This is a genomic window from Devosia sp. 2618 (assembly GCF_040546815.1).
Lineage (GTDB): Bacteria > Pseudomonadota > Alphaproteobacteria > Rhizobiales > Devosiaceae > Devosia.
The window spans coordinates 3986823-3999126 of record NZ_JBEPOO010000001.1; the positions used below are offsets into that span (position 1 = coordinate 3986823).

General features: G+C 61.6%; 12 protein-coding genes. 4 read left to right on the top strand and 8 right to left on the bottom strand.

The annotated features are described in order from the left end of the window. Positions 1 to 12 precede the first annotated feature (12 nt). The 4 genes from ABIE28_RS19720 to ABIE28_RS19735 all read left to right on the top strand — a co-directional run bounded on the left by ABIE28_RS19720 (position 13) and on the right by ABIE28_RS19735 (position 5263). Positions 13 to 900 carry a F0F1 ATP synthase subunit gamma gene (locus ABIE28_RS19720; protein WP_354065939.1) on the top strand — a complete coding sequence of 296 codons (888 nt, stop codon included), beginning with the start codon at positions 13 to 15 and terminating at the stop codon, positions 898 to 900. Between the two features lie 24 nt (positions 901 to 924). Then, positions 925 to 2364 carry a F0F1 ATP synthase subunit beta gene (gene atpD / locus ABIE28_RS19725; RefSeq protein ID WP_354065941.1) on the top strand — a complete coding sequence of 480 codons (1440 nt, stop codon included), beginning with the start codon at positions 925 to 927 and terminating at the stop codon, positions 2362 to 2364. An 86-nt stretch (positions 2365 to 2450) separates the two neighbouring features. After that, on the top strand, positions 2451 to 2876 hold the full coding sequence (locus tag ABIE28_RS19730) for a F0F1 ATP synthase subunit epsilon (protein WP_354065943.1): 426 nt from the start codon (positions 2451 to 2453) through the stop codon (positions 2874 to 2876). Positions 2877 to 3091: 215 nt separating this feature from the next. Beyond that, on the top strand, positions 3092 to 5263 hold the full coding sequence (locus ABIE28_RS19735) for a methyl-accepting chemotaxis protein (RefSeq protein ID WP_354065945.1): 2172 nt from the start codon (positions 3092 to 3094) through the stop codon (positions 5261 to 5263). A gap of 5 nt (positions 5264 to 5268) precedes the next feature. Here ABIE28_RS19735 and ABIE28_RS19740 read toward each other — a convergent pair whose 3' ends face one another. The 8 genes from ABIE28_RS19740 to ABIE28_RS19775 form a co-directional block, all read right to left on the bottom strand. Next, on the bottom strand, positions 5269 to 5955 hold the full coding sequence (locus ABIE28_RS19740; RefSeq protein ID WP_354065947.1) for an aspartate/glutamate racemase family protein: 687 nt from the start codon (positions 5953 to 5955) through the stop codon (positions 5269 to 5271). After that, positions 5952 to 6488, bottom strand: a complete 537-nt coding sequence (locus ABIE28_RS19745) for an RNA pyrophosphohydrolase (RefSeq protein WP_354065949.1) — start codon at positions 6486 to 6488, stop codon at positions 5952 to 5954. Before ABIE28_RS19745 ends, ABIE28_RS19740 begins: the two co-directional genes overlap by 4 nt. A 10-nt stretch (positions 6489 to 6498) precedes the next feature. After that, the gene (locus ABIE28_RS19750) at positions 6499 to 7623 is read right to left on the bottom strand and encodes a divergent polysaccharide deacetylase family protein (protein ID WP_354065950.1); all 1125 of its coding nucleotides are present in this window, start codon (positions 7621 to 7623) and stop codon (positions 6499 to 6501) included. A gap of 87 nt (positions 7624 to 7710) precedes the next feature. After that, complete coding sequence (locus ABIE28_RS19755) at positions 7711 to 9138, bottom strand: S41 family peptidase (RefSeq protein WP_354065952.1); 1428 nt, start codon at positions 9136 to 9138, stop codon at positions 7711 to 7713. Between the two features lie 7 nt (positions 9139 to 9145). Beyond that, a complete protein-coding gene (locus tag ABIE28_RS19760) occupies positions 9146 to 10492 on the bottom strand; it encodes a murein hydrolase activator EnvC family protein (protein ID WP_354065954.1) in 1347 nt (448 codons plus the stop codon). 107 nt (positions 10493 to 10599) lie between these two features. Continuing rightward, positions 10600 to 11082: a 23S rRNA (pseudouridine(1915)-N(3))-methyltransferase RlmH gene (rlmH, locus tag ABIE28_RS19765; protein ID WP_354065956.1), complete on the bottom strand. Its 483-nt coding sequence runs from the start codon at positions 11080 to 11082 to the stop codon at positions 10600 to 10602. 5 nt (positions 11083 to 11087) lie between these two features. Next, on the bottom strand, positions 11088 to 11483 hold the full coding sequence (rsfS, locus tag ABIE28_RS19770) for a ribosome silencing factor (protein ID WP_354065958.1): 396 nt from the start codon (positions 11481 to 11483) through the stop codon (positions 11088 to 11090). Positions 11484 to 11660: 177 nt separating this feature from the next. Then, the gene (locus ABIE28_RS19775; RefSeq protein WP_354065959.1) at positions 11661 to 12302 is read right to left on the bottom strand and encodes a nicotinate-nucleotide adenylyltransferase; all 642 of its coding nucleotides are present in this window, start codon (positions 12300 to 12302) and stop codon (positions 11661 to 11663) included. Between the last annotated feature and the right edge of the window lie 2 nt (positions 12303 to 12304).

Here is a 12304-nt window from a genome sequence, read left to right on the forward strand (position 1 = left end):
GACGACGAACTCATGCCGTCGCTAAAGGACCTAAAAAACCGGATCGACTCGGTCAAATCGACTCAGAAGATCACCAAGGCTATGCAGATGGTTGCGGCGGCCAAGCTCCGTCGCGCCCAGGAAGCTGCCGAGGCTGCACGCCCTTACGCCGAGCGTATGGGCAAGGTCCTGGCTGCGCTGGGCGCCGTCTATGATGGTCAGGAAAACGCACCTGTGCTGCTGGGCGGCACAGGCAAGGATCAGGTGCATTTGCTGGTGGTTGCCACCGGTGAGCGCGGCCTGGCCGGCGGTTTCAACTCGTCGATTTCCCGCCTTGCACGTGAACACGCTGCAAAGCTGATCAGCCAGGGTAAGACGGTCAAGTTCTTGACCGTTGGCCGCAAGGGCCACGATATCCTGCGCCGTCAGTATCCGCAGCTGATCGTCGACACCTTCAATTTCCGCGAAATCAAGCAGGTCGGGTTCACCCAGGCCCAGCAGGTTGCGGACAAGGTGCTGGAGATGTTCCACGCTGGCGAGTTCGACGTTGCGACGCTATTCTTTGCCAAGTTCGGTTCGGTCATCAGCCAGGTGCCAACGGCACAGCAGCTGATCCCCGCCAAGCTGGACGTTCCAGCCGGTGAAGGCGCTGCCGAAGCTTCGGCTGTTCCTTACGAATACGAGCCGAGCGAAGAAGCCATCGTTGAAGACCTGCTGCCGCGCAATATCTCGGTGCAGATCCTCAAAGCCCTGCTCGAAAACAGCGCCTCGTTCTATGGTGCGCAGATGTCCGCAATGGACAATGCGACCCGGAACGCCGGCGAAATGATCGGCCAGTTGCAGCTGAGCTACAACCGCCAGCGCCAGGCTCAGATCACCAAAGAACTCATCGAAATCATTTCGGGCGCGGAAGCGCTCTAAGCATCGAAGCGAAGGACGAAACAAATGGCAGAGAAAAAGGCCGGTCGCGTATCGCAGGTCATTGGTGCCGTCGTGGACGTCGTGTTCGACGGCCACCTGCCCGCGATCCTGAACGCCCTCGAAACCACCAATAACGGCCAGCGTCTGGTCCTTGAAGTGGCACAGCACCTCGGCGAAAACGCCGTGCGCACCATTGCAATGGACACCACCGAAGGCCTCGTTCGCGGCGCCGAAGTGATCGATCTGGGCACCGCTATCCGCGTGCCAGTTGGTGAAGCGACCCTAGGCCGCATCATGAACGTGATCGGCGAGCCAATCGACGAAGCTGGTCCAATCTCGGGTGACTCCACCCGCGAAATCCACCAGGACGCACCATCGTTCGCTGAACAGAACCCTGAATCGCAGGTTCTGGTCACCGGCATCAAGGTCGTTGATCTGATCGCTCCATACGCACGTGGCGGCAAGATCGGCCTGATGGGCGGCGCCGGCGTGGGCAAGACCGTTCTGATCCAGGAACTGATCAACAACGTCGCCAAGGCGCACGGTGGTTACTCGGTGTTCGCTGGCGTGGGTGAACGCACCCGCGAAGGCAACGATCTGTATCACGAAATGATCGAATCGGGCGTGAACAAGGACCCCGCAGAGAACGGTGGCTCGGCCGCTGGTTCCAAGTGCGCTCTTGTTTTCGGCCAGATGAACGAGCCCCCAGGGGCGCGTGCTCGCGTGGCTCTCACCGGTCTGACCGTTGCTGAGAACTTCCGTGACCAGGGCCAGGACGTGCTGTTCTTCGTGGACAACATTTTCCGCTTTACCCAGGCTGGCGCTGAAATGTCGGCTCTGCTGGGTCGTATTCCTTCGGCCGTGGGTTACCAGCCAACACTGGCGACCGACATGGGCCAGATGCAGGAACGCATCACGACCACGAACAAGGGCTCGATCACTTCGGTGCAGGCCGTGTACGTGCCCGCCGACGATTTGACCGATCCGGCACCAGCAACCTCGTTCGCGCACTTTGACGCCGTGACCGTTCTGAACCGCGCCATCTCGGAAAAGGGTATTTACCCAGCCGTGGATCCACTGGCTTCGAACTCGCGTATTCTCGATGCCAACGTTGTTGGCCAGGAGCACTACGACGTGGCTCGCCGCGTTCAGGAAGTGCTGCAGAAGTACAAGGCGCTGCAGGACATCATCGCGATCCTGGGCATGGACGAGCTGTCGGAAGAAGACAAGCTGGTCGTGGCCCGTGCTCGTAAGGTTGAGCGCTTCATGAGCCAGCCGTTCGACGTGGCTGAAGTGTTCACCGGTTCGCCAGGCGTGTTCGTTCAGCTCGAAGACACCATCAAGGGCTTCAAGGGCCTCGTGGCTGGCGAGTACGATCACCTGCCAGAAGCTGCTTTCTACATGGTCGGCACCATCGAAGATGCCGTCAAGAAGGCGCAGAAGCTGGCCGCACAGGCTGCCTAATTAGCCCAACTTGGGCTCGTCGTTCGCGACGGGCCCTGTGCCTACGCCCGAAACGTTCGGGCTTGCTCCGCTAAGGGACCAAAAATATGGCTGAAGGCCTCAAGATCGAGATCGTGTCGCCTGAGCGGCTGGTACTGTCGGAAGTCGTGACCTCGGTCACAGTGCCCGGCACCGAAGGCTATTTCACCGTGATGAACGACCATGCGCCGTTCATGACGACGCTGCGTCCCGGTTTTATCACCGTGAACGGCACTGGCGGCCATGACGCCATCTTCTTCGTCAAGGGCGGCTTTGCCGACGTTTCGCCAGAAGGTCTGACGATCCTGGCCGAGCAGTCAGTGCCTTATGCCGAGTTCGACCACGCTGATCTGGCGACCCAGATCAAGGCAGCCGAGGCCGAGCTTGCTGCTGCACCGACCCCAGAAGACAAGTCCTATGCTCAGGACGTGGTGAGCGCGCTGCTGAACCTGGCAATCGAAGCCGGTCAAATCAATGGTGGCCACGTCCACTAAGCCGCAAATCATCGCTGAATTTGAAAAGCCCGCGGACAATGTTCGCGGGCTTTTTGTTTTCGGTCCTATGGGGCGATGTGGTGATCAAAAAATAGGCAGATTGTTGTAGTTGATAGGATAATTGGCTCGATAAAGACTAGCTTAAGAATATTTCCCCAAGATCATGCGCGAAACCGCGTGGTGGCCCAGAAGGGTCCGAGCCAAGGGAATACAGAATGCCCTCTCTGCTTGGCAGAATCCGACTGACCTCCGCCATCGCCGCTATGGCCGTTTGCTCAATTGCTATCGCGATTGCCGCAGTTCTGGCGGGGTTGTTCGTCAGCCTCTCGGGCACAGCTCAACAAAACGCCCTCAAGGAAGTCGCCGGCGCCACGCGCATTACGGCTGCCATCCTTCAGGTGAATATGCCTAACCTCGAAGTGGAATCCGACGAAGCCGGCAATGTCGAAGCGCTCACCCTGCGCTCCATGCCGCGCTTCCGCAGCCACGATGTCATCGACACACTGGCGCGCGTCTCAGGCCATGACGCGGTGATCTATGTCTATGACGCGGAGACCAGTGCTGACCTCACGGTGGGCACGACCAGCCTCTTTGCTGCCGATGGCTCGCGCTTGCTCGATGCGCCCATTTTGGCGGGTACGCCGCTGTTTGACACCCTGATGGCCGGTGAAGCCGTCCGCACGGAATCCGTGGTCACCGGCGTCGACTACTTCATGCAGTATCAGCCGATTGAAATGGCCGATGGTACGGTGATCGGCGCGCTGCAGATTGCCGTCGATCGGGCGCCTATCGAGGCGGTGATCGGGCACAACCTTCTCATGCTGCTGGGCGTCGGCAGCGTGGCTTTGGTGGCGATGGGTTTGCTGGCGATAGTCGTGTCGCGCGTGCTGACACGACCGATCCCGAAGCTTTCCGATGCCATGAGCGCGATTGCACAGGGCGATCTTGAGCGCGAGGTGCCCTACACCGACAATAGCAACGAGATTGGCAGCATGGCACGGGCCGTTGCGGTGTTCCGCGCCAACTCGCTGCGCGTTGCCGAACTGGGCGCCGAGACGGACCGACATCTTGCGGTTGCCGCTGACCATACCGGCCAGCTCGATGCCATCTCGCGTTCGCAGATGGTCGCTGAGTTTACGCTCGACGGCAAAGTGCTCGCTGCCAATGCGCGCTTTCTTGATTTGCTTGGTTACCAGCTTGCCGACGTGCGCGGGCAGGACAATGCGCTGTTCCTGTTTGACGGCGATGTGCAGAGCGAACGCTATCGCCAATTCTGGCTGGATCTGGCCGCCGGCGAGTTCAAAAGCGGCGAATACCGCCGGGCGACGCGTGATGGCGGTGAGGTGTGGATCCAGAGCACTTTCACGCCGATCCTGGGGCTTGATGGCCAGCCCTATAAGGTGGTGCAGTTTGCCACCGACGTCACCGCGCGGCGGCAAGCGGTTGCGGCAGTCGGCGCCGGTCTGGCGCAACTGGCCGAGGGCAATCTGACCGGGCGCATCGACACGGCATTTGACCCTGAGTTTGAAGACCTGCGCCATGCGCTCAATGGGGCGGTGACACGCTTTGCCGATGTGGTCGGTCAGTTGCGCAGCACGTCGCGCTCGATCCGCTCGGCCACCGGCGAAATCCTGGCCGGCGCCAATGATCTCTCCGAACGCACAACCAAGCAGGCGGCGACCATCGAGGAAACCTCAGCGGCCATGGAAACGCTGGCCGATACCGTTGCCAGCAATGCACGCATGGCCAAGGACGCCGCGGGCAAGGCAAATGCGGTGTCGCGGACGGCGGAAGACAGCGGCGCGGTTATGGTCGAGGCGAATGCCGCCATGGAACGCATCACGGCGTCCTCGAGCAAGATTTCCAGCATTATTGGCATGATCGACGACATCGCCTTCCAGACCAACCTTCTGGCGCTCAACGCATCGGTCGAGGCGGCGCGTGCAGGCGACGCTGGGCGAGGTTTTGCCGTGGTGGCGCTCGAAGTGCGGCGACTGGCTCAATCGGCCGCCAGTGCCTCCGCTGACGTCAAGCTGCTGGTCGAGCAATCAGGCAGCGAAGTGCTGGGCGGCAGCAAGCTCGTATCGGAAGCCGCAACGCGGCTGGCCGCCATGCTGGATGTGGCGCAACAGAATAGCGTTCTGGTGGAAGCCATCGCGCAGGCCAGCGGGGAACAGGCGGTTGCGATCGAGGAAGTTTCGATGGCGGTGCGTACGCTCGACGAGATGACGCAACACAACGCCGCTCTGGTCGAGCAGACCAATGCGGCTATCGAACAAACCGAAGCGCAGGCCAAAAATCTTGACGGGATGGTCGATATCTTCGTGATCGAAGAGCGCGCCCTTACCCCCGAGATGATGACGCAGATCGAGCGCTGGGTCGCCTGACGGCGTTAGCTCAGCGCCGCGCCGACCAGCGCCTTGGCGTGCAGGTCGGTGGTGTCGTAGACCGGCAGCGGGCTGACGGAATCATCGATCAGCATGGTGATCTCGGTGCAGCCGAGGATCACCGCTTCGGCGCCGCGTGCCGCCAGACGTTCGATAGCAGCAACATAGATGCGGCGTGATTCTTCGCGCACGATGCCGCGGCATAGCTCTTCATAGATGATGCCGTTGAGGTTGGTGCGGTCGACGTCGGGGATCAAAGATTTGAGGCCGCGTTCTGCCAGCCGGTCGCGGTAGAAATCCATTTCCATGGTGAAACGGGTGCCAAGCAGGCCCACGGTTTCAAAGCCATCGGCCAGCAGGGCATCGCTGGTGGGATCGGCAATATGGACGAAGGGGACGTCGATCGCGGCGGTGATCTGGTCGGCCACGACATGCATTGTATTGGTGGCAAGCCCGATCACCTCGGCGCCCACATCCTGAAGGCCGCGCGCGACCCTGGCCAGTTGCGCACCGGCGCCGGTCCAGTCACCTGCCGATTGCATTTCGGCAATCGGGGCGAAGTCAACCGAGTGGACGATAACCGGCGCGGAGTGCAACCCACCCAGCCGGGCAGCGGTTTCCTGATTGAGCACGCGATAGTAGTGCGCGGTCGATTCCCAGCTCATGCCTCCAATGAGGCCGATGGTCTTCATGCCTGCGCGAAGCGTTCGGGGATGTCGGCGAAAGCCTCGACGATCTTGTCGTAGGCGTCCTTCTTGAACGGCACGATCAGCGATGGCGTGCGGGTCAATTTTTCCCAACGCCAGGCGTCGAACTCAGCGCGGAATTTGCCGCCACCGGGGGCCGTAACGTTGATTTCGCTTTCCTTGCCGGTAAAGGCAAAGGCGAACCAGCGCTGGCGCTGGCCGCGATACTTGCCCTTGAGGGCAACGCCGAGCGCTTCATCGGGCAGGTCATAGTAGATCCAGCCTGGGGCTTCGGCGAGTAGGCTCACTGACGAGATGTTGGTTTCTTCGTGCAGTTCACGCAGAGCCGCCTTGAGCGGGTCTTCGCCCTTGTCGATGCCGCCCTGTGGCATCTGCCATGGGGCACCGGCCTTGGCGCTGTTTTCCGGGTCATCTTCGCCCTTGCGGCGGCCGATGAGCACGTTGCCGTCGCTGTTGAACACCGCCACCCCAACGCAGTCACGATAGGGCAGGCTTTCACGATCTGGACGAGCAGGCATGGGACTATCTCTATTTCATCAAGGCGCTGGCAGGCACCAGCACAATGCCCTTGGACTGCAGTTCGCGCGACCATTCGCTGATCGCCGCAATCGATATGGGCAGAGCGCTGACAATACCAATTGCGTGGCCATTCTCCAGTGCCTTGGCCTCAAGGCTGGCAAGCGCTGTGAGAATGGATTGGCGCGAGGGATTGGCGTCGATCATCAGGTCGGCGCGCGAATAGGGCACCTTGTTGCCACCGGCCAACTGGCTGGCCACCGAGCGGTTCGACGAACCATCGTCGATATAGCCGAGACCGCGGGCGCCGATTTCCTCCATGATGGGCGAGAAGTCTGTGGCGGAGGCGGTAAAGCGGGCGCCCATATTGTTGATGATGCCGACATAGCCGCCAAAGCGGGCCATCAGCCAGAACAGCTTGTCGAGATTGGAGCGAGGCGTCTCGCCGGTCAGCAGGGTCTGTGGGCCGGGGTCGTTTTGCGGGTAGTCGAAGGGCTCGAGCGGGATCTCGAGCAGCACTTCATGGCCGGTCGACCGCGCGGCGGCGACGGTATTGGCCAGCGTCTTGCCATAGGGCGCAAAGGCCAGCGTCACGTCATCGGGCAGTTGGTCGATGGCTTCGAGCGAGCCTTGCTCGTTGATGCCCAGGCCGGTGACGATGATGGCGACCATCGGCATGCCGCTGGCAATGGCTGAAGCGGCGGGGCGGGAGTAGGTCGCAAAAGCGGTCTGGCCGGTGGCCGAAATGCGCGGAATGCTGCCGTCGCCGGTTTCCTCGCTGAGATCGGGCAGGGCGCCGAACTTGTCGGGCAGGCCGGCGATGGAATTGGCGGGCGACGTCCCAACAGGCACCGTGGTGAATGAGCTTTCGGCGGGATATTGCTGCGGGTCGGCTGTGATGGTCACCGGGCCATTGTTGACGGCATTGGCGACGGAATTACCATTGCGCGTCGAGGTGATCGCGACTTCCTTGCTGGGGCGCCCACCATTGGGATCGTCGGTGAGCACCAGACGCAGCGCGAAACCGGCGCCGATCAGGATGAGCAGGCCAAACAGAATCCGCGCGATCGGCAGGTGCCGTTTCTCGCCCGGCTTGCGCTTGCGACCAGTCAGTGGCGTCGTCAGATCATTGGCCATGGTTCATCAATTCCGCAGCGCAGAAACAGTTGGGGCGCGGCAGCGAATCAGCGGCCGCGCCCCAGAAAATTCATAACACACCCGTTCCTATTCGGCTTTTGGCGGGTAGGCGTCGTTGGTCTCTTTGCCGTCGATCAGACGGATCGCGTATTGCAGCTGATCGTCGTCAGCCTTTTCGGCCGGCACATAGACCGAGGAACCAACGGTGGTTTCTTCCTGGCCTTCGATGGTGATGTGACCAGCAAGGCCGGCTTCACCGATGATCTCATCGCGACCCTGGAATTCGGCAGGGACGGTCTGCTTGATCTCGATATCTGGCGTGATGCCGAGAGCCTGGATCGAACGATTGTCCGGCGTGTAGTAGCGCGCGGTCGTCAGGCGCATGGCGCCATCTGGGCCAAGCGAGATGATCGACTGCACCGAACCCTTGCCGAACGAGCGGGTGCCGACCAGCGTTGCACGCTTGTGGTCCTGCAGGGCACCGGCGACGATTTCAGACGCAGAAGCCGAACCGCCATTGATCAGCACGACCATTGGCACATCGGCGATCAGGGCGTCGAGCGCATCTGGCTGGGCGTCGTAGCGGGCGCTTTCCTCAGGAATACGGCCGCGGGTCAGGACGACGGCACCCTGCTTGAGGAAGGCATCGGCCACGTAGACCGACTGATCGACCAGGCCGCCAGGATTGTTGCGCAGATCAAGGATGATGCCCTTGGGCGCGACGTTGTTGCGGGCGGCGTAGATGTCCTTGATGGCCTTTTCGATGCCGACAAAAGCCTGCTCGGAGAAGCGGCTCAGGCGGATCAGGGCGACGTCGCCTTCGCCTTCAGTCTCGCCGCCTTCCATGCTCCAGCGCACGGCGCGCATGGCAATGGTCGCACGGGTCAGCTCGAAATCGAGCGGATCAGGCACGCCTTCGCGAGCAATGGTGATCTTGACCGAAGTGCCCAGCTTGCCGCGCATCTTGGAGACCGCGTCATCGAGTGTCAGGCCCTGCACCTGCACGCCATCAATGGCGACGATCAGGTCATTGGCCATGATGCCGGCCTTGGCGGCCGGGGTGTCATCGATGGGCGAGACGACCTTGACGATGCCGTCTTCCATGGTGACTTCGATGCCGAGACCGCCAAATTCACCTGAAGTGTCCTGACGGAAATCGTCAGCGTCAGCAGGTGGCAGATAGCCGGAATGGGGGTCGAGCGAGGTCAGCATTCCCTGAATGGCGGCGCGGATCAGCTCCTGCTCATTTGGGGGATCGACATATTCGGCGCGGATGCGGTCGAAGATTTCGCCGAAGAGGTTGAGGTCGGCATACACTTCGAGCGGATCGCGCGGCGCTGCCGCGTTCTGCTCTGGCGTGGGCTCGGTCTGTTCGCCGCTCGGCGCAGGGCTTGTTGCAGGAACGGGCGTTTCTTCCGCGGGAGCGGGGGCTGGCGTTTCCTGAGCAAGCAGCAGGCCGGTGGGGACCGAAAGCGCCAAGACAATGGCGAGCGTGCGAAGAGGAGTCAGGCGCATGAGGGTTCTATCCACTCTGTGTCGGGTTTGCCCACCATCCGGTTGGATCGACGGGCTCGTTGTTTTGGCGGAGTTCAATATAGAGGGTCGGCTGGGCGGCGCCAGCATTGGTGGTCACGGTGCGCCCAATTGTGCGTGATCCCATGGTGCCGACTGGCATGCCCATTTGCACGAACTGGCCGATATCGACGGTTATGGTTTCAAGGCCCGCCAGGAGCGCCGTGTAGTTCTGGCCGGTATTGAGAATGATGATTTGGCCGTAATTGAGGTAAGGGCCTTTATAGAGCACCCAGCCATCGGCCGGAGCCACCACTTGGGCATCAGCGCGGGTCATCAGCGAGATGCCGTGGCTAAGCCCGCCGAAGCCGTCGCTGGTGCCAAAATCGAGCACGTTGACGCCATTGGCCGGCATTGCGAGGTGACCCCGCGCGGCGGCGAAGGGAATAGCTGGCTCGGTGCGGGCGGTATTGGCGAAGGCGACCTGAATTTCGGCGGGCGTGAACACCGGCACGTTCGGATCGGCAGGGGCGCCCGTGGGCGAGGTTGCGGTCGAAACAGAGGTCGCCCTTTGCGACAGGCTGCCAATCAGCTCCTGCAGGCTCGTGGCGCGTTCGGCGAGGGCAATGGCTTCGGCTTCTTCGGATGCAAGCTGGTCGGTGCGGATGTCGATGCCCTGCTTGCGCGCGGCAATCAGCGTCGCGATGCGAAGCTGTTCTTCTTCGAGCACGGAATAGTTGGCGCGCAGCGTGGCCTCTTCGGCAAGCGCTGCCGTCTTGATGTCGGTCAGCGCCTTGAGGTCGGTGGTGACGGCATCAGCCTTGGCGCGCAATTGCGGTACGATGGCCGAGATCAGGATGGCGCTGCGGGCAGAGCCCAGCGCGTCGTCGGGATCAACGATCAATGGCGGTGGCGGATTGAGGCTGATGCGTTCGAGGGCGGCCAGCACATTGGCGATTTCGGCATTGGAGCCATCAAGTCGGCCACGCACGTCGAGTTCGGAAACGATCAGGTCGGAGAGGCGCTCTTCGACGTCGGCGACTTCGATTTCGGCGAGTTTGACGCGCTGCGCGGCGGCGATCAGTGCCGCGTTCTGGCGGGTGCGGTCGCCTTCCATGTCGGCGATTTCAGCCTTGAGAGCGTCGATGCGCTCTTGGTTGAGGCTGAGCGAGGCTTCGATGGCCTCAAGATCGGCTTTGGTCGGGACGACAGGTTCGGCGGGAATGGCAGGCGCCGCCTCGGTTTCAACCGGCGCCGGGGTGGCTTCGGTCTGGGCCAGCAATGGCAGAGCAGCGGTGCTCGCCAGCAATAGGCCAGCCAGCATCAACCCGATTTTCTTGCCCGGCCCGATAGCCATGTCCTCTCCAATTGCGGGCGCGCGCCCGAATCAATCCGTGCACCATATCAAGCCGCCCCCCAAGCAGAGGTTAACGCTGCTTAACCATAGCGTGAATGTAGCGAAGGCTAGTCGCCGCGGTGGTAGGGATGGCCGGAGAGTATGGTGGTTGTGCGGTAAAGCTGTTCTGCCAGCATGATGCGCACCAGCTGATGCGGCCAGACCATGGGCGAGAAGCTGACCACAAGGTCGGCGCTCTTGACGAAATCGGGGTCGATGCCGTCGGCGCCGCCAATGACGAAGTTCACTGCCGGGCGGCCATCGTCGCGCCAACGGCCGATCTGGTTGGCAAAGGCCTCCGAGCCGATGCCTTTGCCGCGCTCATCGAGCGCAACAATGATGCCATCGGGCAAAGCAGCGCGCAGCGCCTTGGCCTCGTCCGCCTTGCGGCTGGCCGAAGATGAGGCGCGCGATTCGGTCAGTTCGATGATGTCAAAGCCCGTTAGCGCCAGCGGCTTGCCGCCGCCGACGGCGCGATCGAGATAGCGGGCAACCATCTCGCGCTCCGGCCCGGCCTTCATTCGGCCGACGGCCGCTATGGTGACGCGCACTTGGCTTAGTGCGCGTCGGCGGCGAAATCAGCCTGCCACATCTTTTCGATGTTGTAGAATTCGCGGACTTCCGGACGGAAGACGTGGACGATGACGTCACCCGCATCGACCAGCACCCAATCGCAATGGGGCAGGCCTTCAATGCGTGGCTTGCCGTATCCGGCATCGCGCAAGGCAGTCACCAGCTGATCGGCAACGGCGCCGACATGGCGCTGCGAACGACCGGAAGCAACGACCATGTGGTCGGCCAGCGAGGATTTGCCGATGATGTCCACGGCAACGATTTCCTCGGCCTTGGCATCGTCAAGGCAGTCGAGGATCACATCGATCATGGGGCGCTCGGGGGTGCCAATAGGGGCGGCTTCGGGCTTGGAAATGGTGTTTTCGGGCAGCGCGGCCATCAGCAATGGCCTTCCGCCCATGCGAGTGCATGGGTCATGCTTGGATTAGGCATCCTTGGTTGTTGATCGGAATGAGCAGGCGTTTTGTGAAACGGCAAGCTTTCAGTTCCTGTTCGGGTGACAGTATCACACGCCACCAATATGCGCTTTTGGTGACAGTTTCGCAAGATTGGCCATTCATTTTGGCTTAACGTGTTGCTTGCGTGCCCTTATGGCCGATGACGAGAGCGGCGACTGACGCCCGCGCAGATAGGCCCAGGCGGGTGGCGCGAGCGATGCCAAGCGCGGCGCGTCGGCTTCATCGATGCGCCAACGGGAGAGCGCATTGGCTGCCATCGAGGCCGGTGCACGCCGTCCGGAGCCGGGGCGAACATAGACCGCGATGGGCACCATATTGGCAATATCGCGCCAGCGTTCCCAGCGGTTGAAGTCGACCAGATTGTCAGCACCCATGATCCAGACGAAGCGCCGGTCGGGCATGGACTTGGTCAAAAAGCGGATGGTTTGCCAGGAATAGGTGAAGCCATGCGCCGCTTCAAAACCGGTGACGCGCACCTTTGGATCGGTCAGAAGCTGGCGGGCCGCGAGAACGCGCTCCGAAAGCGGCGCGAGTTCTGAATGGTTTTTCAACGGGTTACCCGGCGTCACCATAACCCACAGCGCGTCCAACTCCAGCCGGCGCAGTGTCTCCTCGACGACCAGGCGATGGCCTTCGTGGATGGGATTGAAGCTGCCCCCAAATAATCCGATGCGCATGCCGGCCCCGGAGGGCGGCAATTCGGTGATCCCGGCGATGCGGATTGGATGGCGCAGGGTCAAAT